This is a genomic window from Hymenobacter elongatus (genome assembly GCF_004745955.1).
Taxonomy (GTDB): Bacteria; Bacteroidota; Bacteroidia; order Cytophagales; family Hymenobacteraceae; genus Hymenobacter; species Hymenobacter elongatus.
Window position 1 is genome coordinate 23,503 of record NZ_SRLD01000041.1, and the last position, 23,944, is coordinate 47,446.

Below are 23,944 nucleotides of genomic sequence, written 5' to 3' on the forward strand. Positions count from 1 at the left end.
TTCCGTACCTTTGCCCCCGAAATGCGTTTTGTAAAGATTCTTTTTCTGCTTTTTCTCGCGGCCCTGCCCTTGCTGGTTCGGGCCCAGCAGCGCCCCCGGCCCGCCGCTGCCGTGCCGCCCAAGGGCCAGCGTATCGAGCTGCTGCCCGGCACCGAAAAGCTGATTGGCGGCACCTTCAACGGCGTCGAAATCCGGAAGCTGATTGGGAACGTGAGCTTCCGGCAGGGCACCACGCTGCTGTATTGCGACTCGGCCTACCAGTATATTGACAAGAACGCGCTGGAAGCCTTCAGCAACGTGCGTATCGTGCAAAACGATACCGTGACCATTACCGGCAACCAGGCCACCTACGACGGCGACACCCGCAAGGCCCGCATGACGGGCAACGTGGTGATGCGCGACCCGCGCATGACGCTCACGACCAACGTACTCGACTACGACCTGGATAAAAACCTGGCCTACTACAGCACCGGCGGCCACCTCGTGGACCCCGAAAACACGCTGGACAGCCAGTTTGGGTACTATAATACCACGTCGAAGGTATTCAGCTTCAAGCGCAATGTGAAGCTGGTGACCAAGGAGAATAAAATCGATACCGACACGCTGCAGTACAACACGCTGTCGAAGATTGCCTACTTCTTTGGCCCCACGCGCATCACGGGTAAGCAGGGCAACGTGTACGCCGAAAACGGCACGTATAACACCCTGACCAAGGTTTCGAACTTCCAGCGCAACGCCAAAATCGAGACTCCGAACTACCTGCTCGGGGGCGATAAGCTGGTGTACGACGAAGCGCGGCAGTATGGCATTGCCACCGGCCACGTCTCGATGACGTCGAAGAAGGACAACCTGGTGCTGCGCGGCGACGTGGGCAAGTATTGGCGCGGGCTGGGCAAGGCCAAAGTGTATGGTAGCAGCCCCGTGATGCGCAACATCACCGACAACGACACGCTGTATCTGGCCGCCGATACGCTGGTGAGCGTGGAGGGGCGGCCGCCTCTGAATGCAGCGGGTGTGCTGTATGCCTATCCCAAAGTGAAAATCTTCCGCAAAGACCTGCAGGGCCGCTGCGACTCGCTGACCTACGACCGGCAGGACTCGATTATCTATCTGAACAAGAATCCGGTGCTGTGGTCGGAGAACAACCAGCTGACGGCCGACAGCATGGAAATACGGCAGCGGCGCAAAAAAATTGACCAGATCCGTCTGTACGCCAACTCGTTTATTATCGGGCAGGACACGATTCTGAACTTCAACCAGGTGAAGGGCCGCAACATGGTGGGCTACTTCGTTGATAGCAAGCTAAAAAAAGTGGACGTGCTTGGCAACGCCGAGAGCCTCTACTTTGCTCTTGAAGGCGACACGACTGTGACAGGCCTCAACAAAGCCGTGAGTGCCAACATGGCCTTGCGCTTCGCCGAGAGCAAACTCCAAACGATATCCTTTCTGACCAACCCCGATGCCAGTTTTATTCCCCCCCATGAACTCAAAGCGGAGGACAAGAAGCTCAAAGGCTTTAGCTGGCGGGTGGCGGAACGCCCCACGCGCCGCCTGGTGTTAGGTAAGCACTTCGCCCTGCCGGTGAAAGCCAAGCCCAAGGCGAAGAGCAAAGCCAAACCCAAAACGACCAGTAAACCCAGGGTGAAGCCTGCGGCGAAGCCCAAAGCCCCGGCTAGTAAGGCCAAAGCGACGAAGCCCGCTGCCAAGCCTGCACCTCTCTCCAAAGTGCCCGCGCCACGCGCGGTTAAATAAGGCCCCGCCGGTCTATCTTTGATTCGGCTTTGCAATCCGTTACCTTTGCGCCCCCTATGCTGTCTTTTCGCCCCGCCTTTTTTGTTCTGTTCGTGAGTACGTTGCTGCTTGGCTCGTGCTCCGGTTATCAAAAGCTGCTCAAGAGCAGCGACGTCAATAAGAAGTACGAGGCCGCCGTGCAGTACTACGACAAAGGCGACTTTTTCAAGGCCGGCACCTTGCTGGAAGACCTGATTCCGCTGCTCAAAGGCCGCCCGGAGGCTGAAAAGGCTCAGTTTTACTTCGCCAACACCAACTACCGCCAGCGCAACTACGTGTTGAGCGCCTACTACTTCAAGTCGTTTGCCGACACGTATCCTAACTCGACTTTTGCCGAGGAAGCGACGTTCCTGAACGCCAAGTCACTGTTTCGTGACTCGCCGGAGTTTGAGCTGGACCAGACCAACACGTACTCGGCCCTGGAGTCAATTCAGGACTTTCTGAACCGGTATCCGTCGAGCCAGTTCCGGCCCGAGGCAGAGAGTATGTCGCAGGAGCTGCAGAAAAAGCTGGAGAACAAAGCCTATCAGAGCGCAAAGCTGTACTACAACGTGCGCTACTACCAGGCTGCCGTTACGGCCTTCAACTCGTTTCAGCAGCAGTATCCGGCATCGGCTTTCAATGAGGAAGCCGCGTTTCTCAAGCTCAACGCCCAGTACGACTTAGCCCGGGAAAGCGTAACGGAAAAGCAGCGGGAGCGGTATCTGGAAGTGCTGTCGTTCTATCAGCTCTTCATCGATAACTACCCGCAGAGCCGGAACCTGAAAGCTGCCGAAACCATGTACACCGCTGCCCGGGAAGAGATTAATAAGCTCAAGCCCGCCGACACGGCGGCAAAATAAATTGTAACAGCAGGATGTCGTAGCTTGGAGGTCGTTGTGTGCGGCGCCAGACTCCGGCATCCGCTTGTTTTCCATCAGAACCTAAAGACTCTGCATCATATGAAAAATCCGAACACCGTTTCCGCTTCTATCGTGACCCGCAACATGTCGGAGTTTACCCACGAAACCGGCAACGTATACGCCTCGATTGCCATTATCTCGAAGCGCGCCAATCAGATTTCGATAAAGCTGAAAGAGGAACTCAACGGCAAGCTGGCCGAGTTTGCTACCACCGTCGATAACCTGGAGGAAGTATTCGAAAACCGCGAGCAAATTGAGATTTCCAAGCATTACGAGCGGTTGCCGAAGCCTACTATCCTGGCCATCGAAGAGTTTATGGACGGTAAAGTGACCTTCCGCACTCCCGCCGAAGAGGAAGTTCCAGTAGTTCGGGCGGCGGAGTAAGCTGCCGTTTCGCGCCATGTCGCTGCAAGGCCGCAAGATCATCTTGGGAGTATGCGGCAGTATTGCCGCCTACAAATCTGCTATGCTGGTGCGGCTACTACTAAAGGCCGGGGCCGAGGTGCAAGTCATTCTGACGGCCTCCGCCTCGGCCTTTGTCACGCCCCTGACGTTGGGTACACTGTCCAAAAGACCGGTGCTGACGAGCTTTTTGCGGGATGAAGCCGCCGGGCAGTGGCACAACCATGTGGAGCTAGGGTTATGGGCCGACGCTCTGGTGGTGGCTCCCGCCAGTGCCAATACCGTGGCGCAGCTCGCCAACGGGCATTGCCCCAATCTGCTGGCGGCCGTGTATCTGTCGGCCCGCTGTCCGGTGTTTTTCGCCCCGGCTATGGACCTGGATATGTACGTGCATCCGGCCGTGACCCACAACTTTGAGCGACTGCGCAGCTTCGGCAACCACGTGCTGGAATCACCGGTGGGAGAACTAGCCAGTGGCCTTTCCGGCCCCGGACGCATGCTGGAGCCCGAGGATATCGTGCAGGAGTTGGAGCGTTTTTTCAGTGAATAGAATAAGACAAACCTGTTCTGCCCGCTGAGCGTAACCCGTTCCTTTGTCTGCCAAATCAAACCCAATAATGCGCGTCCTGATAACTGCCGGGCCTACCTACGAGCCCATCGACCCGGTTCGGTTTATCGGTAACCACAGCACCGGCAAAATGGGCTACGCGCTGGCTGAGGCCTTCGCCGAAAGTGGGGCACAGGTCACGCTGATTAGCGGCCCCACTACTCTGCCCGACCCGGCGAATAGCCAAATTCGGACAACGCGTGTCGAAACGGGCGCGCAGATGTATGGCGCCGCCGCCGCCGCCGCGCCCGAAGCCGATGTTTGGGTGTTTGCCGCCGCCGTGGCCGACTACCGGCCGCGCGAAGTAGCGCCGAATAAGATTAAGAAGGCTGGGGACACGCTGACGCTGGAGCTGGTCCGGAACGTGGATATTGCCGCTACGCTGGGGCAAACCAAGCGGCCTGAACAATTTTCGGTCGGTTTTGCGTTAGAGACCAATGATGAGGAAGCCCATGCCCGGGGCAAGCTGCAGCGCAAGAATTTCGATTTAATCGTGCTCAATTCTCTGCGCGACCCCGGGGCTGGCTTTCGTCATGATACCAACAAAGTGACGCTGCTCGATGCGGCGGGCCAAATGACTATCTTTGAGTTGAAGCCCAAAGCCGCCGTGGCCCACGATATTGTCCGAACTGTTCTTGCCCGCCTTTCTCTTCGCGATGCGTAAAATTCTGATTCCTCTGCTGTGTCTGCTCTTGGTGCTGGCTCGCTCCGGGCAGGCCCAGGAGCTGTTGGCCGAAGTGGAGGTAAGCACTCAAAACGTCACCGTGTCGGATCGGCAGCTGATTCAGCAGATGAAAAACGACATGCAGTCGTTTTTGAACAGCCGCTCCTGGACCAATCAGACCTACCGGCCGGAGGAGCGCATCCGATGCCGGATTTTCGTCGGTATCACCGCTATTCCGCAGTCGGGCACCTACGAGGCGACGGCGCGCATCGTGACGTCGCGCCCCGTGTATGGCACCGGCTACGAAACCAGTCTGCTTTCTTTCGCCGATAAGCGCTGGGTGTTCAACTACTCGCCCCAGAACCCGATTGACTACTCGGAAAATACCTTTGTTTCCAATCTGTCGTCGCTGCTGAGCTTCTACGCCTACATTATTATCGGCATGGATCAGGATAGCTTTGCCAAGCTGGGGGGCTCGCCCTACTACGACCGGGCCCGCAATATTCTGACCAACGCATCCTCCCAGACCCTTACCAGCGAAGTAGACCCCGCCTGGAAAGACTCCGAGTCGCGCAACCGCTACTGGCTGCTCAACAACCTGCAGGACCCGCAGCTGGAGGCGTTGCGTACGGGTATTTACGCCTACTACCGGCAGGGACTCGATATTTTCGTTCAGAAGCCCGACGAGGCCCGCACCAATGTATTTGCGGCGCTGCAGGGCGTGCAGCAGGCCGCTATCCGCCGGCCCGGTACGCTACTGGCCCGGGCTTTCTTCGACACGAAGTCCAGTGAGATATCCGATATCTTCCGTACCGCGCAGGATCAGCAGCAGAAGCAGCAAGTAGTTACGATGCTGACGGAGGTGGACCCGACGAACTCGGCCAAGTACCAAACCATTATGCGTCAGCCATAAGGCTGGGAAGCGGCTATATAGCGGTGGTCGTTGCTAAATTATTTGGCCCGAACTTGTTGTGTCAATCAAATCAACTAATTTTATTAGTTGTAACGACGGCGCAACCTCTTTTTAGAGCGTGTTTGAGAATTAGCGAAAACCCCATCAGCATGACAATTCCCAAACACGCTCTTAGTACTCTGTACCGGATTCTTCGCTTGTGCTGCCCAGAGAAAACAGGGCGCAGCGGATGGGAGCTGGATGCAATAGGGTAGTGGTTCGTGCTCATTCCTGCCAATTAATCGCAAAACCGTGCTGGTTGATCTTCGCATACAGAACTACGCTCTGATTGAGCAACTGGAGCTGCGGCCGTCCGCGCTGCTGAATATTATTACGGGCGAAACCGGGGCCGGCAAGTCCATCATGCTGGGGGCCATTGGCCTGCTGCTGGGCAACCGTGCCGACTCGAAGATGCTGTTTGACACCCAGCGGAAGTGCGTGATTGAAGGCCAGTTCAATATTTCCAGCTACCAGCTCCAGGATATCTTCGAATCGGAAGATCTGGACTACGACGCGCAATGTATTCTGCGGCGCGAAATCAGTCCGTCGGGTAAGTCGCGGGCCTTCGTGAATGACACGCCCGTGACGCTGGAAACCCTGCGCAACATCGGCGCGAACCTGATGGATATCCATTCCCAGCACGATACGCTGCTGCTGGGCGATGCCGTATTCCAGCTCAATCTGCTCGACCTGTATGGCGGCCTGGTGCCCACGCGGGGCCACTATAGCAACGCTTACCGGCAATACCGCAAGCTGGAGGCTGACCTGAAAATGGTGGAAGACCAGATAGCCCAAGCCAACAAAGAGCTGGACTACCACAGCTTTCTGCTGACGGAGCTCGAAGAAGCTCGCCTCGATAATGAGGATCAGGAAGGGCTGGAGCAGGAAATAAAGCAGCTTGAGCACGCCGAGGAAATTAAATACAAGCTTACGCAGGCTTTTCAGAGCCTGAGCGAAAGCGAATATTGCGCCACCGGCAGCATGAAGGAAGCCGCTACCATGCTGGGCCAGATTTCGGGCTACGCCGATACGTTCAAAGTCCTGAAGGAGCGCCTCGACAGCTGTCTGATTGAGCTGCACGACATTGCAGATGAAGTGGAAGCCGCTGAGCGCCGCACCGAAGGCGACCCGGCCCGCATCGACGAGCTACAGGGGCGGCTGAACGTGCTCTACAATTTGCAGCGCAAACATCAGGTGCGCGACGTGGCCGAGCTGATGGGCGTGCGCGACGACTTACGCCAGAAAGTGGGCTCGGTGCTCAATCTGGACAAGGAGCTTTCCCGGCTGCGCAAAGACACCGACGGCGCGCTGGCCACCGTGACGCGGCAGGCGGCCAAGCTGTCGGAGAGCCGCCGGAAGTCGTTTCCCAAGTTTGAGAAAGAGCTGGTGGCGCTGCTGGCCGAGCTGGGCATGCCGCACGCGCGCATCGTGGTACAGCACAGCATGGGGCTGCCCACGGCCAGCGGCACCGATATCGTCAGCATTCTGTTTACGGCCAACAAAGGGGCGCAGCCCCAAACGTTGAGCAAGGCGGCTTCGGGTGGGGAATTCTCGCGCCTGATGCTGTGCATCAAATACATGCTGGCCGACAAAACGGCCCTGCCGACCATCGTGTTCGATGAGATTGATACTGGTATTTCGGGGGAAATTGCGGTGAAAGTGGGCCGGATGATGCAGCAGATGGCCAAAAAGCACCAGCTCGTGGCCATTTCGCACCTGCCCCAGATGGCTGCCGCCGGCGACGCGCACTACTTCGTGTATAAAGAAGACCGCGCCGACCGCACCGTGAGCCGCATTCGGGAGCTTACGGCCGAGGAGCGGGTGCGCGAAATAGCCCACATGATAGCCGGGGCCAGGCCGAGCGAAAATGCTTTCCAGAGTGCCCGCGAGCTGCTGGCCATGCGGGGTGAAATCGTGGCAGGGTAAAAAGTAGGTTTTCAGAACGTCCTGCGGCGCTTGGTCGAGGCCTTTTCACGGGTATAGCAACGTTGGTTGCTGCCGCGAAAAAGAGGCATCGGCGACGAGCCGCAGGACGTTCCTATTTTTTTTGCCTCTTTTGCAAGTCAAACACTAAAACTCACCATTCCACAATATGTCCACCAACATCCTCGCCGGCAAAGTCGGCATCATCTCCGGCGCGCTCGACGAAAAATCCATTGCTTGGAAAGTTGCCCTGAAAGCCCACGCCGAAGGAGCCCGCTTCGTGCTCACCAACGCCCCGCTGGCCATGCGTATGGGCGAGATCAACAAGCTCTCGGAGCAGTGCGAGGCCCCTATTATTCCGGCCGACGCTACGTCGATGGAAGACCTGGAGAAGCTGTTTACCGGCGCCCAGGAGCACTTGGGGGGCAAGCTCGATTTCGTGCTGCACAGCATTGGCATGAGCACCAACATCCGGAAGGGCAAGAACTATGGCGAGTTGAACTACGAGTGGTTTATGAAAACCCTGGACGTGTCGGCGCTGTCGTTTCATAAGATGATGGCCGTAGCCGAAAAGCAGGATGCCCTCAACGAATGGGGCTCGGTGGTAGCCCTGTCCTACATCGCGGCCCAGCGCGTCTTTCCCGACTACACCGACATGTCGCAGGCCAAAGCGGTGCTCGAAAGCATTGCCCGCAACTATGGCTACCGCCTCGGCAAGCTCAAGAACGTGCGCGTAAATACGATTTCGCAGTCGCCGACCAAAACCACGGCCGGCACCGGTGTGGGTGGGTTCGACGCGTTTTACGACTACGCCGATAAAATGTCGCCGCTGGGCAACGCGCCCGCCGAAGCCTGCGCCGACTACGTGGTCAGCCTGTTCTCGGACCTGACCCGCTATGTGACGATGCAGAACCTGCTGCACGACGGCGGCTTCAGCAGCACCGGTATTTCGGAAGACATCGTGGAGACTATTACGAAGCTGAATTCGTAATTCCGGTTTCCGGTTATGCAGAAAGCCCGGCTAATTGGCCGGGCTTTCTTGTTGGATATCTAGAGCGGATTTCAGGCTGGTGTATGGGCCAAGGGAGTAGCGCGAACTGTGTAGTTCGCGTGCCTGAACGGTTCGACCCAACGATTGTCGTTCTGGTACGCGAATTACACAGTTCGCACTACTGTACAGCAACATGAAATCCGCTCTAAGAAGCTGTTTGAGTTATTAAAACCGGTCATGCTGAGTTTGTCGAAGCATCTCTGCCGCTTCGCCTGACGATTGGCAACGAAGCGGGAGAGATGCTTCGACTTCGCTCAGCATGACCGTTTGACGACTTCCTAAACAGCCTCTAAGCGAAAGTTACTTCAATTCTTTCGCGGTCGTAGTCCGGTATCCATCTGTTATAGGTTGCAAACAGAGGCTGTAGAGTCTCTTTATCAACGGCTATTATGTCAAGCCCCCGGTCGTCGTACATGTGAAAAATAAGGCTCCGACTGACGTTCAGGAAAAATACGTCACCACGTATTACCGGACTTCTGCCACCAAAATCCTGGTTGGCAATTGCCGCCGCTATGTTTCGTAGAGGAATAGTGGAGGTGGTGGTGGTGAAATACATCCTTATCCATTTGCCAAAACGCCAGATATGCTGATATGGATTGGCGATTTTCCTGAACAGTGCATCGGCTTTAGTGATGCCCAGCTGACGAAGGAGAAAATGTGAGTCTTTAATTCGGCTCCTTTTATGATTGGACTTTTGATAAACAACTATAACCTCGTCATCAGGGTGAAAGGCTGCGTGGAATAACGTCGATGCCCGGTGGCTTACTTCCTGGAAATACAGCTCGTTATAGGTGTAGTGTTTGTTTGGTAAATACTCAGGATGATTGGGCTGCAGATAAGTGGAATGCTCGCCCTGCAAATCGAACCGAATGCCAATAGGCCAACGATAAAAAAGACCGATACTCAGGGGTAAACCAGGAAAGTGGTGCCGGATAAAAGCAGCGCTGGATAGAGGAGGTATAAGAGGAAATAAAGCACTGTAATACTGGCTAATACCCGCGTGCCAGCATACTCCAGCCGGCAATACCGCTGCCGGGAGACGGAAGTGGCCACTGCCCGGCCCCGCTACGGCTGACTCTGCAGCCAGATCTGGGCCGGTTCCAGGCTGTCGAAGAGGCGCATATCCAGCTGCTCGCCGATGCGGTGCTGCAAATCTTCGATGGAAAGCTGGCCGAAAATATCGGTCGACACAACCTGAGCAAAATAGCGCAGCCCGGCCGCCATGATGAGCGGCGTCCAGACCTGCTGGATCCAGTCGTTCGAATCGGTGAAGGTGCCCACCAGATTCCGGTGGTCATTCAGCAGCTTGGGGCAGGGCGCGGCACGGAGCATATCCACGTAGGTGAGGCCGCCATCCATCACCGTGCTCAGGGTTTGACGGCCATACCAGCAGGCATAATTCCAGTTGTGCTGCTCGTTACGCTCAATGGTCAGATAAATGCTCCCGTCGCCCCGGTATAGTGAGTTGATCATAATGCAGAAGAGACGGCTTCAAAAAGGGATTGATGAGGGCCGCTCAGTGCCGTAAAGATGCATAGAAGCTGTTTAGGAAGTCGTCAAACGGTCATGCCGAGCGAAGTCGAAGCAGCTCTCCCGCTTCGTTGTGGTAGTAGTTGCCATTGCGGCAGAGCTGCTTCAACTTCGCTCAGCATGACGGTCTGAATTAGGTATACCGACTTCCTGAACAGCTTCATAAGTAGTGAGGGCCAGCACCACGCGAAAGGACTTGACTACACGGCCGGGGCCGGGCTGCGGGGCCGGCCCGGTGAACTACTGCCGGGTAGTTATTCGTTATGCAACTTGCCGGGCGGGCCTGTGTCTTACTGCTGGTCCGCTCCGCTACCACCTGGGCCCAGCCCGCCAGGAGCGTAGCTTGGCCGCGTTATCGAGGCGCGAGCAGCAGCCCGGCAAATGCCCAGTAGTATTTCGTCTTTATTCGGTTGTCCTTACCCTATGGCTTCATTTCACACCTTCTCCGGATTTCGCGCCGCGCTGCTGCCGGGCCTGTTGCTGCTACTTTCTACCAGTAGCTTTGCCCAACAGTCCGACGCGCTGGCCGCCCAGAAAAAAGACGTGCTGCTGGCTACTGTTGCTCAGGGCTTGGGCGTGGCCCATGTGCAGCCCGAGCAGCTCGACGACGCTTTTTCGCGCCGCGTGTATGCTCTTTACCTGAAGCGTCTGGATGCCAGCAAGCGGTTTTTGCTGCAGCCCGACATCAAGCGGCTGCAACAGCACGAGACGACCATCGACAACGAGGTGAAGCAGGGCAAGCACGCTTTCCTGGACCTGAGTACCCAACTGCTCGACCAGCGGGTGCAGGAAGCGCAGGTGCTGTACCGGGAGCTGCTCGAACAGCCGTTCGAGTTTTCGGCCCAAGAAACCCTGGAAACGGAACCGGAAAAGCTGAGCTACCCGGCTGATGCCGCCGCCCGCCGCGACCGGTGGCGGCGCCTGCTCAAGTACCAGACCATGGTGCGCGTGTCGGAGCTGATGGATGCGCAGAGCCGCGAGTCAACTAAGTCGCTGGCGGCCACCAAAGCCAGGCCCTCCGATGCGACGCTGTCGGCTCCGGTGCGCACGCCCGCCCAGCTCGAAGCGGCCGCTCGCAAGCAGGTGCTGAAGTACTACGACGAGTCGTTCAGCGACCTGCGCCAGACCGATGCCGCCGACCGCCTGGCCGAGTTTGCCAACACTATTGCCAACACCTTCGACCCGCACTCCGAGTATTTCGCCCCCAAGGACAAAACCAACTTTGATATTGCCCTGACCGGCCGCTTGGAGGGCACTGGTGCCCAGATGAGCGAGAAAGACGGCCATATTGTGGTGGCTTACATCGTGCCCGGCTCGGCCTCCTACCGTCAGGGCGAGCTGAAAGCCGGCGACGTGGTGCTGCGCGTGGCCCAGGGTCCGGCCGAGCCCGTGGCTGTGGAGGGAATGCGCCTGGATAAAGCCGTGCAGCTGATTCGGGGAAAAAAGGGTACGGAAGTGCGCCTCACGGTGCGCAAGCCCGACGCCAGCACCCGGGTTATTTCCATCATCCGCGACGTGGTGGTGCTGGAAGAAACGTACGCTCAGTCGGCCATCATCAACGAAGGCGGCAAGAAAATCGGCTACATCCTGCTGCCCAGCTTCTACGCCGACTTCAACCACAACGGGGGCCGTAACTCGGCTGCCGACGTGAAAGCCGAGCTCGAAAAGCTCAAGCGCGAGAACGTGCAGGGCGTTGTGCTCGATTTGCGCTTCAATGGGGGCGGCTCGCTGCAGGACGCGGCCGAAATGGCCGGCCTGTTTGTGGCCAATGGCCCGATGGTGCAGATAAAAAGCCGGCAGGGAGCCGCTGAAGTTGTGAGTGACCCCGACCCGCAGGTGCAGTACGACGGTCCGCTGGCCGTACTGGTGAACCGGTACAGCGCTTCCGCCTCCGAGATTCTGGCCGGGGCCATTCAGGACTACAAGCGCGGCGTGATTGTAGGCAACACCACCTATGGCAAAGGCACCGTGCAGCGCGTGTTTGAGCTCGATGATATCATGAACCCCTCGCTGGCCAGCCTCAAGCCGTTTGGCTCGCTGAAGATGACCATTCAGAAGTATTACCGCGTCACGGGCTCCTCGACGCAGTTCAAAGGCGTGACGCCCGATATCATGGTGCCCGACGCCTATAGCACGCTGGCCGACGGCGAACAGGACACTGACTACCCGCTGGCCTGGGACGAAATCACGCCTGCCCGCTACCAGCCCTGGGCCGCTGCTCCCGCCCTGGATAAGCTGGCCGCCGCCAGCCGCCAGCGCGTAGCCGCCAACGCGGCCTTCCGCCTGCTCACGGATGCGGTAGACGGCATGGCCAAGCGCCGCGAAACCACGCTCGTCTCGTTGAATCTGGCGGCTTACCGCACTGAGCAGCAGCTGGCCCGCGCTGCTACCGATAAGTTCAAGGAAACCCAGCAGGCGGCTCCCACCCTCGACGTAGTCCCGCTGGCACTGGCCGCCGCGCCCGCCGACACTACGCAAAGCAGCCGTGCGGCCCGCTTTGTGCAGCCCCTGCGCAAAGACCTGACCCTGCGCGAAGCCGTGGCCGTGCTACAGGATCAGCTGTAAGGCGCTGATTTCGCAAGGGTAGTCCGTGCCTGAAAGCTCTGTTTTGGCAAAAAGGCGGTCCTGCTTGCTCTAACCGCCCGCAGGTGTTCTGGACCACTTCCCACTCAGCTTCGATAGTTAGCCTTTTACCAACAGGAATGCCCGCCGTGAAATCTTCACGGTGGGCATTCCTGTTGGTAAGAGCGTGCTTAGAGCGGTTTCGAAGTCAATGACTAGTAGCGCGAACTGTGTAGTTCGCGTCCCCACGCTGTTCGCAGTCGTTCTATCGGCGCGGCGACGCGAACTACAAAGTTCGCGCTACTGCTGCTCCGTACACGGAATCCGAAACCGCCCTAGGAATTTTCACCAAAGTCGATTCCGGCAAACTCAGCATGACCCGAAAAGCAAAGAAGTTGTTTAGAAAGTCGTCAGAATGTCATGCTGAGCTTGCCGAAGCATCTCACCGCCTCGTTGCCAAAGTAATTTGATTACTGTTGCGGGAGAGATGCTTCGGCAAGCTCAGCATGACGCTTAAAAGTCAATTCCCAGACTTCCTAAACAGCTTCACTTGCTGTTCACACAGCCTAATAGGGTAAAGCCTCTTTATTTGTAGCGCGCCGCTGTCTGACGCTTCAGGGAACGGTGCGAAATACTCAGCAGCGCTTTTCCGATCTTGTAACTGTATGAAGCTGTTTAGGAAGTCGTTCGGAACACTCCAGGCGGTCATGCTCTATCTAGCGTCCGCTTGCCGAAGCATCTCGCTTGCCTCGTCGGAGCCGTTCAACGACACGAGCGAGATGCTTCGGCAAGCGGCCGTTAGATAAGGAATGACACGAAACCGACTTCCTAAACAGCACCTATGACGATCCAACAAGCCTACGATACCTGGGCCGGCAGCTACGATACCATCCGCAACCGCACCCGCGACCTGGAAGCTCGCGCCATCCGGGCCGTTGTTCCCGCCGGGGCCTACCCCGAGGCAATTGAGCTGGGGTGCGGCACGGGTAAGAACACGGAGTGGCTGGCCACGCAGGCCCGGCACCTCACCGCCGTGGATTTCTCGGCCGAGATGCTGCGGCAAGCCCAGCGGAAACTACCGCTGCCCCATCTCACGTTCCAGGCAGCCAACGTCACCCAGCCCTGGGAATTTGCGCCACAGCCGGCCGATTTGCTCACCTGCAGCCTCATTCTGGAACATATTCCGGACCTCGACCACATCTTTGCCCAGGCCCGGCTGGCGTTGCGGCCCCAAGGCTTGTTCTACATCGGCGAGCTGCACCCGTTCAAGCAGTACCAAGGCAGCAAGGCCCGCTTCGACACGGCCGCAGGTCAGGTAGTCGAGGTGCCGGCCTACGTTCACCATCTATCCGACTTCACGGAAAGCGCCCGACGGCACGACTTCAGCTGCGTGCAGCTGCGGGAGTGGTTCGACGAGGACGACCGCAGTACCACGCCGCGCCTGGTTTCATTCCTGTTCCAACGCGCAGGCCAATAGGCTGCCGCGAGCTAGCGCACCGGCACTGTGATGCTCGACTCCTGCACGGCCAGCGTGTCGCCGGGGCGGATGGTGCGGATAGCCGCTTCGTTGAATTCGTTGAAGGTCGCGCCGGCCAGGTCGTTGTAGCTGCCGCCACCAAAACTCTGCCGGATCCGGTAGTGTAACAGCGGCATGCGCATAGTGCTTCGGTCGCCGTATCCCACCCACACGTTTTTGGTTAAAAAACCGTAGCCGGTCGCCGGAGGTAAGGGTACCACAGGGGAGGTATACTTGAGTAGCGCCCGCACCTCGGTGCTCAAATTTGGATCTTGGGGAGCCAAGGGGCCATACAGCAAATGCTGCGTCCCGGTTTGGACCACGGCAAGCCGAACGCCATTTAAACCAAAAATAACAGAGTCCGGGGCTACAAACCGAAGAAAGTCGTTCGGGCCTATTTCCGAGGATACGGTAAACGGGTAGGGCGACTGTTCAATAAATCGCTGCTTGACTTTTTCGTTGGTGATTTCGCCGGCTTGTGTAAAGACGCGCAGCCGCACATCCGGGGCGGGTTTGGACTCGTTTTTTTCGCAGGCTCCCAGCGTACTGAGCAAGAATACACAAGCAACGGATAACGTAGTGCGCGACATAGAGTGGCAGTAAGAAGGTAGGGGTAACAAGAATAGAATGGCCCGGCCCGGAGCTGGCAATACAAACATAAGAAGTAGAAGCGGGAAGTGTCCGCCAATGCGACTTGCGCCCAAAAAAGCCCGGCCGCTACAGCTTGTCCTTACCCAAATCTTTTTCCGGCTTCCCGGCGGTAATGCCAAGGTCCTTTTTGTTAGCTGACCATGCTTGAAAAGCGGTAAACCAGATAGTCAACCGCACAAAAACGCCCTTCCAGCCACATGGCTGGAAGGGCGTTTGAGTTTTGGGTAAGGACAAGCCGCTACAGCCAGGCTTTCACACTGAGAAGAAAGAATACGCCAGGCGGTATGAACAGCCAGTACAGAGAAGATCATGTCGAGCACCGCGAGACCTCTCGCGTGCCAGCGTACTGTCCCTGTGGTAGAGATGCTTCGTTCTGTGCTTGATGCGCCGAATGCTCAACAGGACTGTTCCGGTATTTTGACTGAGTCAACCCCGCCAGTACACTGTTAGCCTTCTTCCGCCACCGCTACGTCATCGGCCTGGGTGGTGGCGGCATACGTATCGGCATACTTAAAGTCATCGAGCCAGTAAGCCGAGCTGACGACTTCCAGAACCACGCTGGCGGCTTCCTGCCGGATGGTGCGCAGCTGCCAGATAATATGCGGGGCCTCGGGGAAGCTGGTGCCGGCCAGCTGGTCGCCGAAGAGGCGCTTGAGCAGGGTATTGTCGGGCATACCCTGGGCCAGCAGGCGCAGGAGCGGGGCTTCGGGCTGGGCGTCCAGCACCGCCAGGTCCTCGGCATTTTCAGCCGTGAGCTGCACCTGAAACTGAACGGCCTCGGTGCGCGGAAATTTGCCATTGTAGGCTTCATACAACAGCTGCGTGGCTTTGAAAAAGCCTTCGTGCTGCCCGAGCTGGGGGTTTTCCTCCCAGAGCTTTTCGGTCAGCATCTGGTGGGCCAGGTTTTCTATCTGCCCGGTCGTGAGCTCCTCCCCGAATAAGTAGCCCAGCACCAGCTGTGCGGCTTCAGTGGGCTCCAGGTCGGTGAGCGACATCAGACACATGGCTTTGAGCTCGGCCGGTTCTATTTCATCGGGGTTGTCGTAGGCCATTTCGTGCAGCAGGGCGGTGTAGTCCTGGTTGGTCCAGGAGTTGGGCAGCTCGCTGAGCGCATCAAAGGAAAGGCGTTCTACAGTGAAGTTTTTCATGGGTAGTGGTACTGGATAGTGGCCAGAGTGGCCGGGGCGGAGCAGAAATCCCGCGCCGCGCTGCCCCTGCTTACGGACCGGACGCACAAAGACCCATGAAATAGCCGGAATAAAGCCCGCCGAGGCTTGGCGCTGGCGCTATTTTGCATTCCGCTAGTCAGTTGAGGCGCACGGGAGGAGCGGCAGCTTCTTCGGCAGCAGCACGGGCAGGGTTCGTTACGCAGTTGGGTAGTATCTGAAAATCATCAGGCGAGCCTGTTGGACGACTGTCTGCCCAGTTGCTCTTGCACTGCCAACCCCGCTACACCATCTAGGCTGTGTGGACAGTAGCCGAAACAGCTGTTTTGGTCTGTATAGCACGTCATGCTTGATCTGGCATCCGCTGGCCGAAGCATCTCGCGTACTATGGTAAGTGATTACTGTGGCACGCGAGATGCTTCGGCTGCGCTCAGCATGATGTTCTTTTTACATGCTGTCCACACTGCCTAGAGCAATTTCAGAGTGAGTGTACGGGTTTTTTAGGGTAGCTTGCGTTATGCAAGCCTATTCAGATGATTTGCGCCAACGCGTAGCGGCCGCTTACGCCACTGGGCAGTTTACGATTGGCCAGGTGGCCAGTCGCTTTGCCGTTTCTACCTCGTTCGTGGAGAAGCTGCTCAAACGCCAGCGCACCAGCGGCTCGCTGGCCGCCCTGCCCCACCGCGGGGGGCCGCCGGCCCGCCTGCAGGAGGTGGACCGCCACCGGCTCGCGGCCTGCGTGGCAGCCCAGCCCGATGCGACGCTGGCCGAACTGGGCCGGCAACTAGTGGCCGCCGGCAGCCCCGCCGTGGGGCAAACCGTGCTCTGGCAGACGCTGCAAGCGCTGGATTTGCGGCGCAAAAAAAGAGTCTGCACGCTGCCGAGCGCGATACCGAGCGTGTAAAGGGCCTGCGCCGGGACTTTCTCGAAGCCCTGCAGCACCAAGATGTAACCCGCTTCAAATTCGTGGACGAGACGAGCGTGAACCTGACCTACACCCGCCGCTACGGCCGCGCCCTGGGCGGGCGGCGAGTAGACGCGGCTGTACCGCTGCACAACGGGCCCAACGTGACGGTGGTGGCCGCTCTCTCGGCCCAGGGCGTGGAGGCGGTCATGGAACTCGACGGGGCAGTGAACACGGCTAGTTTTGCCGTGTACCTGGAGCAGGTGCTCGGACCAGGCTTGCAGCCGGGCGATGTGGTCGTACTGGACAACTTGCGGGTCCACAAGGCGGCCGGCCTGGCCGAATTGGTGGAAGCACGTGGGGCCCGGCTGCTGTACCTGCCGCCCTACTCGCCGGATTTTACACCCATTGAACGGGCCTTCAGCAAGCTCAAAACCTATCTGCGCACCGCCGCCGCCCGCACCCGCGAGGCCCTGACAGCCGCCTTGCAAGCCGCGCTGGCTTGGATAACGACCCAGGATGCGCAAAACTGGTTTAATCACTCTGGCTATCACGTACACTGACTGTGAAACTGCTCTAGGAGAGGTGTTACCTGCTTTCGGTGTAGAGCTGGTCGGCCAGCTTCTCCAGGTCGGCGGTGTCGGTGTTGGTCAGCAGGATAACTAGGTGGTCGAACGTGCGGTCGGTGAGCAGCACGGAGTTGAAGCCGTTGATGCTGCCGCGGCGCTCCAGCACGGGTTGGGCAAATGTCCGGTCGTTGTAGTAAAAGCCCAGGCCTGGGTAGCCACGGGCGTAGCCGATAAACGCCGCCTTTTCCGGCCGGCCGGTCAGCAGCTGCATGCCTTTCTTCGACAGCAGACGATTGTCTTTCAGCCCCTGCACCAGCTTATATAGGTCATCTGGGGTCGAATACAGCGCTCCGGCCCCGGCATAGTTGGATAGGTACGGCAGCAGGTCGTTGGTCAGCGTATCCTGCGCAGTGCCGGCCCCAAAGCTGTAGTTGTGGTAGCCGTACGCTAGGTTGGGCGTTATGCGGGCCTCGTGTATCACGCCCGTGTCGGTCATGCGCAGGGGGCGCAGAATGTTTTCCGCAAGCAGCTCATGGTAGCTTTTGCGGGTTGCTACTTCCAGAACGCGCGTGAGCAGGACGTAGTCGATATTGTTGTAATTGAAGGTAGCGGCCGGCGCAGCAGGGTTTCTGGCCACATACTTCTGCACGTATTCCGCCGGTGGGTAGCGGGCCGCGTATGCCTGGGCGGGCTCATTTTTCAGGCCCGAGCGGTGGGTGAGCAAGTCGTGCAGGGTGATGTTCTGGCAGTCGGCGGGCAACTCGGGTAGGTAGCGGGCGGCCTTGTCGTCGAGCCGCAGCACTGCTTTGTCGAGCAGCTGCAGGGTGAGAATGGCCGTGAAGGTCTTGGTCATGGAGGCAATAGGGAAACGCGTTTTGTCGGTAATAGGCACCGCGAACTGCTTGTTGGCCTCGCCCTTGTTTACCCGCAAAACCACCTGCCCACTCCGGATCACCAGCGCCGCCCCGTTGAAATACCCGGCGCTAAACTCATCGTTCATGATGCGCTCCAGCTTGCTTTGCGCGAGGCCCAGCTGTGAGAAGAAGAGCAGAATACTCAGAAAAGCCTGCTTCATTATAAATGTAGAGTGGGGGTTGATATTGAAGCTGTTCGGGAAGTCTGGAAATTGACTTCAGCCCGTCATGCTGAGCTTGCCGAAGCATCTCTGCCGCTTCGCTCAGGGCTCTTCAACGAAGCGGTAGAGATGCTTCGACAAGCTCAGCATGACGGGCTGAAGATTTCCTGGATAGCTTCATTTGGTAAGAATGCCGTGCCGCAGAAGCAGCTAATCAGTAAAAAAAACATCCTGCATGCTCTGGCGTCCGCTTGTCGAAGTATTGCTGCCGCTCCATCTGTTATCTGCTTACTTGTCGTCTGTCATCCTGAGCTTGCGAAGGAGCTTCCTCGCTTAAGTATATAAGTGCTATTCAATGTCCAAAGCCTATTGCTGCCTGTGCGGTAAAGTGCTTTGGTACATTGGTAAGAGGATTTGTGGGGTAGGTGAGGAAGGTCCTTCGCAAGCTCAGGATGACAGATGATGGATGACAGACGGACGGAGAGAATTACCTGTGTGGTAGTAATGCTCCGACAGGCGGACGACAGAGCAAGCAAACACACTATTCCGGACATAGTCTTGGGGCTAAGCCTGCGTGGTGAGGGCCGCGCACTCGGCGTGCCGGGGGCAGCTCAGCCAATGGTCATTCACCAGCCCGGCGGTCTGCAGGATGTTGTAGCACGTCATGGGGCCGGTCATTACGAAGCCGCGCCGCTTGAGGTCCTTGCTCATCGCCTCGCTCTGCGGCGTCGTCAGGGGAGCCGGGTTGGTGGCGCTGCGCCGGGTATCGAGGGGGCGGCCGCCCACGTACTGGTAGAAAAACGGCAGTATTCCGGCCTCGCCGCCCACTTCCCGGCGCAGCCGCAGCCAGGCCTGGGCATTCTGCACGGTGGCTTCCAGCTTGCGGCGGTTACGCAAAATGCGCGGATTCAGCAGTAGCCCGGCTATGTCGTCTTCGTCGAAGCGGGCCAGGCGCTCCGGCTCAAAGTTAGCCAGCAGCTCCCGAAACCCCTCGCGCCGCTTGAGCACCACCGGAAAGTCGAACCCGAGCTGAAACGTGTGCAGCACCAGATACTCGAACAAAATGCCGGCCTCGGCTACCGGCTCGCCCCACTCATGGTCGTGAAAGGCGCGGAGCAATTCGCTGTTGTCAGCCCACGGGCAGCGGCCACTCTGCTGCTCGCTCCCGGCAGAATTCGGTACGGTCATTACGTGGTATAGATGAATGTGGAGCCTTTACGCACTACGCAAACAGCACGTCATGCCTCACCTGACGTCCGCGCAGTCGACGCATTGCGCATGCTGACGTACTGGAGGTGCGCAAGGTACAAGCATCATCGGTAGAGGGTATGTAAGGAAGTTTTGCAAGCTGGGTATGGCTCTTGTGTAAGGCGAAGGTATGCTTCGCCAGTCGTTGCCGCCGGCCCGCTGTTTGTAACCAATCCCAGGTGTTGGCGATTGTCTAACGTTACCTCCGGAGGGCCCTGGAGTGTGTGGACAGGAAGAAAATAGAACGTCATGTCGAGCAGCGCGAGACATCTCGCGTGCTGTCGTTGAATTGCTACTCATACGTCAGCACGCGAGCTGCTCAGAGCGGAGGCGTCACTCGGCATGGCCGAGCGCCTGCAAGGGCACAGTTCAGAGTTACACAATCAATAATTTTTTTTCGATTGTGTAACTCTGAGCTGTGCCTGGTGGGCGCGAGGCGGTATAGGCCTACTGGCGGTTGTTAGAACCGTCTTTTTGTCGCTGTGCACTACCGGCTCGCCGTTAGTGTGGCAGGGGAGGTGCAGCCTCCCCTGCCGTGGCTGGGCACGAGTTACGCTGCGCTAAACTCGCGCCAGATGGAGGTGGTCAGGCTTAGCAGGTCATCTCTACCAGCGCCGCCAGAGGCCTGGGCATAGGCTTGCCAGGTGGGCCGCCAGGTGGTCGGGCATATTAAGGGTGAGCTGGGGCATCATAGTGGCGGTTAGCTACGGAAGATACGCACAACGGGGGGAGAAGTGCCTGGTGGCTACACACGCTGGCGCGAGTTTAGGCGCAGCCATAACTTGTGCCTTCCTATGCCGGGAGGCTGTGCCTCCCCCATTCGAACGACCAGCTACCGACGCGGTACCGGCTTGCCGCTGGCGCGGCAGTGGAGATACAATCTCCACGTCATGGCTAGTCACGAGTTACGCTGCGCTAAACTCGCGCCAGTTGGGGGCTACTGGCGCAGCCGAGCTATTGCGGCGAGCTTAGCGCTGAACGGGTATCGTAACGCTCGACTCTTGTATTGCCACCGTGTCACCAGCCGGAACCCGGCTAATGACGGTTTCGTCGAACTCATTAAACAGAAGTCCCTTTATATCTATGTATCCAGACGTGGTTTGCCGACAGCGGTAGCGCAACACCGATAGTCGAATGCTGCTGGCTCCGTTGGGCATGTAGCCTACCCGTACTTCCTGGGTCAGATAAGCGTATCCATTGGTAGGCAAAGTATAAAGCAGAGGACCTTTATACTTCAGGCACAGCCGAAGCAGATCATCCGGGTTCCTGACCTGTACTAAATAGGGGGAATAAAACAGGTGTTGTTCGCCGCTATGGCGGTCAATGAATGTCAGGCTGCTCTTTCCAAATACTGCGGTATCGGGTTTTAGATACTGCACATAAAAATTGGGGTCAGATAATGTTGGCGGGTCGGTGAAAAAGGTGCCGGACTGTTTGGCAAACCGCCACTTCACAGTCTCATCTTTTATTTCGCGACCATTGGAAAACAAGCGTACCGGGGCAGTTGGCGCCTCTGCCTCTTTTTTGCACGCCGTTAACCCACTGAACAAGAACAACAAGACAGAAACATACTGTGAAGCACGAAGCATATTGGTTGGAGATAAACGATACTGAAATTAAGAACTTCGGTAAATATGGTTGAATACTGAATAGCTGGCTGCATGTGCAGCCGAGCTACGTATCGCGCCGCTACGCGGCCGTATCCCCCACCTCATCTTCATCATCGACCATCACCCGCGCCAGCTTCTCGATATTCAGGCTCCTTGCCGACGCGTCGAAGATTTCGCGGTAGGTGCCGCGCAGGTCGTAGAGCTGCTCGTGGGTGCCGCTTTCCACCATGCGGCCCTGCTTCATGACGTAGATGCAGTCGGAGTCCACGATTTGGGCCAGGCTGTGGGAGATGATGACCACCGTGCGGCCCTGCTTGATGGCGTCGAGCGAGTTCTTGATTTGCTCGGTGGCAATGGCGTCGAGGCTGGCGGTGGGCTCGTCTAGGAAGATGATAGGCGGGTTTTTGAGGAACAGTCGGGCAATGGCAATGCGCTGCTGCTGCCCGCCCGAGAGCTGCTGGGCGTCGCTCTGGTAGCCCCTGGGTAGCTCCAGAATCTGGTCGTGGAGGTAGGCCTGGCGGGCGGCGGCTTCTATCTGCTCGAAGGTGGCGTCCATCACGCCGTAGCGGATGTTTTCCTCGATGGTGCCCTTGAAGATGTGGTTTTTCTGGAGCACCAGCCCGATGCGCTGGCGCAGGGCGTGGGTGTCGTAGTCGGCCAGGGGCTGGCCGTCGAGCAGCATCTGGCCACTGTCGGGCTCGTAGAACTTGCAGAGCAGGTGGATGATGGTGCTTTTGCCGGCCCCGCTGAGGCCCACCAGGGCGGTGGTGGTACCTTCCTTGATGGTCAGGCAGACATCGTGCAGGGCCTGGGTGCCGCTGGGGTAGGTGAAGTCGACGTGGCAGATGTCGAAGGTGCCGCGTACCTGGTCGGGCTGGAGGGGGCCGGTTTTCTCCACCGCGTCATCGGCGTCGAGGATGTCGAAGAAGCCTTCGGAGTAGGTGAGGGCCTCGTTCATCTCGTCGTAGATGCGGTGCAGCTGCCGGATGGGGGCCGACACGTTGTTGAAGAGCAGAATGTGGAACATGATGGCCCCGATGCTGATCTGGCGGTCGAGCACGAGGTAGGCGGTCAGGATGATAATGAGCACCACGCCTACCTGCTCGACGAAGGTTTTGAGGCCGTCGTAGAGGAAGTTGGTTTTGCGGGTGGCCAACTGGGCTTCCTGCAGGTTCTGCTGCACCTGGGCCTGCTTCTGCTCCTCGTAGTCTTCGCGCACGAAGCTCTTGATGACCACCGCCGAGTCAATCAGGTTCACCAAGCCCTGGCTTTTGGCCTCGCGTAGTCCGCGCAGCGCCCGGCGGGTACCATTGAGCTTATCGGCCTGCCGGTAGCTGATCCAGAAGTAGACGGGCAGCACCGCCACGGCTACTAAGCCCACGTAGAGGTTGGCCATAAACATGACTACCAGGGCCACGGCAGCGTTGGCGAACAACGGCAGAATGTCGATAAAGAAATTCTGCACCAGCTTCATCAGGCTCTCCACGCCCCGGTCCACGCGGGTCTGGAGCTTGCCGGTCTGGTTGCCGCTGTCGGAATAGAAGCCGAGCTGGTAGCTCAGAATCTTGTGAATGGCATCCTGCGACAGGGTGCTCGCCACGCTGATGCGGATTTTCTCGCCGTAGAACCTCTGCCCGAACTGGATAAAGGTGTTAGTGATTTCCTTGCCCAGCAGCAGCACGCTCACCCACATGAGCATGGTGGCCCCCTGCGCCAGCCCGAGGTTGCGGTTGAGCAGGCTTTGCACCGTATCCACGGTGTAGCGCAGCACAAACGGGTTGACCTGGGCCGCCAACGAGCCCACCAGCGTCAGCAGCAGCGTGCTAACAACCATGCGGCGGTAGGGCAGCACGTAGGGATACAGGCGGCGGATGATTTCCCAGAGACTCATAAGCGGCTTAGCAGACGGTGTGGTAGTGTCCGGTTAGACGCGGGAGCGGGGGGTGGGGTTATTGGGAGGGTTACGTTGACGGAATAAGCACTAAACAAGAGCCCGTCATGTCGACCATTCTGCGCATCAAGCAGAGAGGATACATCCCGCGTGCTGATGTTTGATTAGTAACTCAACGAGGCCACGCGAGATGTCTCCCGCTGGTCGACATGACGTTCTACCCTACCACCGCGTAGTGGTTCATTTCCTGAATGCTCTGGTAAAAGGGCTTCACCAGCTGAAAGAACGCGCCAAACGCCGGGCTCTTGCGGAAGCCGTTGAGGTGGCGTTCCACCGAGGTCCACTCGATGCGCCAGATAAAGAGCTCCGGGTCTTCCTGGCAGTGGCTGAGCTGGTAGCCGAGGCAGTCGGGATCCTGGGACAGGAGCTCGTTGGCACTGTGGATGGCCTGCACGAAAGCGGGCTGCTGCTCGGCGGCAATACGGTAGCGGATGTATTCGATAGTCATGTTAGTTATCGGTAAGGTGAGGGCCGCCTTTCCTCCCATACTGGTTGACCACTTTTACCGTGCTACCACCAAGGTTTTGGCTGCCTTGTCGTGCCAGGCTTGGTTGCGCTTATCAACCAGAATCCACAAGGCTCCGATAAACAGGGGAATGAAGGAAACGAGCTTGGTGATATTGCGGCCCCAAGCCTGGGTGCGGGAAATGGGCTCCCCGTCCAGGTCTACTACTTTAAGCCCCATCACATGCTTGCCAAGACTGCCGGCATATGGTGTGGTTTCCATCCAGGCACTATAGATAAGCTTGACTTTAGCCTTTTGGGGGTTGGTAAGGAGGCAAAAAAGAAACCCGCCGGGTAGGGCAGGCTTAGCTTTGGGTAACGACACCGTTCTGCTATGCCCACCTTCCCCCGCGAGTTTCAGACCGT

The 23,944-nt window shown here is 58.0% G+C and carries 23 protein-coding genes; 13 read left to right on the top strand and 10 right to left on the bottom strand.

Annotated features, from left to right (window positions below; translation table 11 throughout):
• The first annotated feature begins 21 nt into the window (after positions 1 to 21).
• From E5J99_RS22085 to E5J99_RS17475, 8 genes are all read left to right on the top strand, one after another.
• A complete protein-coding gene (locus E5J99_RS22085; protein WP_135499102.1) occupies positions 22 to 1,752 on the top strand; it encodes an OstA-like protein in 1,731 nt (576 codons plus the stop codon).
• Positions 1,753 to 1,808: 56 nt separating this feature from the next.
• Entirely contained in the window at positions 1,809 to 2,633 is an 825-nt protein-coding gene (locus E5J99_RS17445; RefSeq protein WP_135499103.1) for an outer membrane protein assembly factor BamD, read from the top strand.
• Between the two features lie 99 nt (positions 2,634 to 2,732).
• Complete coding sequence (locus E5J99_RS17450) at positions 2,733 to 3,077, top strand: DNA-directed RNA polymerase subunit omega (RefSeq protein ID WP_135499104.1); 345 nt, start codon at positions 2,733 to 2,735, stop codon at positions 3,075 to 3,077.
• Positions 3,078 to 3,093: 16 nt separating this feature from the next.
• Positions 3,094 to 3,645: a flavoprotein gene (locus E5J99_RS17455; protein ID WP_135499105.1), complete on the top strand. Its 552-nt coding sequence runs from the start codon at positions 3,094 to 3,096 to the stop codon at positions 3,643 to 3,645.
• 43 nt (positions 3,646 to 3,688) lie between these two features.
• A complete protein-coding gene (locus E5J99_RS17460; protein ID WP_245319070.1) occupies positions 3,689 to 4,366 on the top strand; it encodes a phosphopantothenoylcysteine decarboxylase in 678 nt (225 codons plus the stop codon).
• The gene (gene porD / locus E5J99_RS17465; RefSeq protein WP_135499106.1) at positions 4,359 to 5,279 is read left to right on the top strand and encodes a type IX secretion system protein PorD; all 921 of its coding nucleotides are present in this window, start codon (positions 4,359 to 4,361) and stop codon (positions 5,277 to 5,279) included. The genes E5J99_RS17460 and porD overlap by 8 nt, the downstream gene beginning before the upstream one ends.
• A gap of 291 nt (positions 5,280 to 5,570) precedes the next feature.
• A complete protein-coding gene (gene recN, locus E5J99_RS17470) occupies positions 5,571 to 7,244 on the top strand; it encodes a DNA repair protein RecN (protein ID WP_135499107.1) in 1,674 nt (557 codons plus the stop codon).
• Between the two features lie 166 nt (positions 7,245 to 7,410).
• Positions 7,411 to 8,232, top strand: coding sequence for an enoyl-ACP reductase FabI (locus E5J99_RS17475; protein WP_135499108.1), 822 nt, complete (start codon positions 7,411 to 7,413; stop codon positions 8,230 to 8,232).
• Between the two features lie 349 nt (positions 8,233 to 8,581).
• Here E5J99_RS17475 and E5J99_RS17480 read toward each other — a convergent pair whose 3' ends face one another.
• Both E5J99_RS17480 and E5J99_RS17485 read right to left on the bottom strand, forming a co-directional pair.
• Positions 8,582 to 9,316, bottom strand: a complete 735-nt coding sequence (locus E5J99_RS17480; RefSeq protein WP_135499109.1) for a DUF3885 domain-containing protein — start codon at positions 9,314 to 9,316, stop codon at positions 8,582 to 8,584.
• Positions 9,317 to 9,357: 41 nt separating this feature from the next.
• Positions 9,358 to 9,765, bottom strand: a complete 408-nt coding sequence (locus tag E5J99_RS17485; protein ID WP_135499110.1) for a hypothetical protein — start codon at positions 9,763 to 9,765, stop codon at positions 9,358 to 9,360.
• A gap of 480 nt (positions 9,766 to 10,245) precedes the next feature.
• Here E5J99_RS17485 and E5J99_RS17490 point away from each other — a divergent pair, with 480 nt between their 5' ends.
• Positions 10,246 to 12,387 (top strand): carboxy terminal-processing peptidase, encoded by a 2,142-nt coding sequence (locus E5J99_RS17490; RefSeq protein ID WP_135499111.1) that lies wholly within the window; start codon positions 10,246 to 10,248, stop codon positions 12,385 to 12,387.
• Between the two features lie 838 nt (positions 12,388 to 13,225).
• Positions 13,226 to 13,861, top strand: a complete 636-nt coding sequence (locus tag E5J99_RS17495) for a class I SAM-dependent methyltransferase (protein WP_135499112.1) — start codon at positions 13,226 to 13,228, stop codon at positions 13,859 to 13,861.
• An 11-nt stretch (positions 13,862 to 13,872) separates the two neighbouring features.
• Here E5J99_RS17495 and E5J99_RS17500 read toward each other — a convergent pair whose 3' ends face one another.
• Together E5J99_RS17500 and E5J99_RS17505 are read right to left on the bottom strand one after the other, a co-directional pair.
• Complete coding sequence (locus E5J99_RS17500) at positions 13,873 to 14,490, bottom strand: hypothetical protein (protein ID WP_135499113.1); 618 nt, start codon at positions 14,488 to 14,490, stop codon at positions 13,873 to 13,875.
• Positions 14,491 to 14,997: 507 nt separating this feature from the next.
• The gene (locus tag E5J99_RS17505; RefSeq protein ID WP_135499114.1) at positions 14,998 to 15,699 is read right to left on the bottom strand and encodes a hypothetical protein; all 702 of its coding nucleotides are present in this window, start codon (positions 15,697 to 15,699) and stop codon (positions 14,998 to 15,000) included.
• Between the two features lie 535 nt (positions 15,700 to 16,234).
• Here E5J99_RS17505 and E5J99_RS17510 point away from each other — a divergent pair.
• Entirely contained in the window at positions 16,235 to 16,621 is a 387-nt protein-coding gene (locus E5J99_RS17510; protein WP_135499115.1) for an IS630 transposase-related protein, read from the top strand.
• On the top strand, positions 16,588 to 17,184 hold the full coding sequence (locus E5J99_RS17515) for an IS630 family transposase (RefSeq protein WP_245319073.1): 597 nt from the start codon (positions 16,588 to 16,590) through the stop codon (positions 17,182 to 17,184). Before E5J99_RS17510 ends, E5J99_RS17515 begins: the two co-directional genes overlap by 34 nt.
• A 25-nt stretch (positions 17,185 to 17,209) precedes the next feature.
• Here E5J99_RS17515 and E5J99_RS17520 read toward each other — a convergent pair whose 3' ends face one another.
• The gene (locus tag E5J99_RS17520) at positions 17,210 to 18,265 is read right to left on the bottom strand and encodes a serine hydrolase domain-containing protein (RefSeq protein WP_135499117.1); all 1,056 of its coding nucleotides are present in this window, start codon (positions 18,263 to 18,265) and stop codon (positions 17,210 to 17,212) included.
• A 12-nt stretch (positions 18,266 to 18,277) separates the two neighbouring features.
• Here E5J99_RS17520 and E5J99_RS17525 point away from each other — a divergent pair, with 12 nt between their 5' ends.
• Positions 18,278 to 18,610: a hypothetical protein gene (locus E5J99_RS17525; RefSeq protein WP_135499118.1), complete on the top strand. Its 333-nt coding sequence runs from the start codon at positions 18,278 to 18,280 to the stop codon at positions 18,608 to 18,610.
• A 219-nt stretch (positions 18,611 to 18,829) separates the two neighbouring features.
• Here the strand turns inward: E5J99_RS17525 and E5J99_RS17530 are convergent, their stop codons facing one another.
• From E5J99_RS17530 to E5J99_RS21920, 5 genes are all read right to left on the bottom strand, one after another.
• On the bottom strand, positions 18,830 to 19,453 hold the full coding sequence (locus tag E5J99_RS17530) for a DNA-3-methyladenine glycosylase I (protein ID WP_135499119.1): 624 nt from the start codon (positions 19,451 to 19,453) through the stop codon (positions 18,830 to 18,832).
• A gap of 1,028 nt (positions 19,454 to 20,481) precedes the next feature.
• Positions 20,482 to 21,102 (bottom strand): hypothetical protein, encoded by a 621-nt coding sequence (locus E5J99_RS17535; protein WP_135499120.1) that lies wholly within the window; start codon positions 21,100 to 21,102, stop codon positions 20,482 to 20,484.
• Positions 21,103 to 21,202: 100 nt separating this feature from the next.
• The gene (locus E5J99_RS17540; protein WP_135499121.1) at positions 21,203 to 23,014 is read right to left on the bottom strand and encodes an ABC transporter ATP-binding protein; all 1,812 of its coding nucleotides are present in this window, start codon (positions 23,012 to 23,014) and stop codon (positions 21,203 to 21,205) included.
• Positions 23,015 to 23,231: 217 nt separating this feature from the next.
• On the bottom strand, positions 23,232 to 23,522 hold the full coding sequence (locus E5J99_RS17545) for a putative quinol monooxygenase (RefSeq protein ID WP_135499122.1): 291 nt from the start codon (positions 23,520 to 23,522) through the stop codon (positions 23,232 to 23,234).
• Positions 23,523 to 23,576: 54 nt separating this feature from the next.
• Positions 23,577 to 23,903 (bottom strand): RDD family protein, encoded by a 327-nt coding sequence (locus E5J99_RS21920; protein WP_167852197.1) that lies wholly within the window; start codon positions 23,901 to 23,903, stop codon positions 23,577 to 23,579.
• Positions 23,904 to 23,944: the final 41 nt, after the last annotated feature.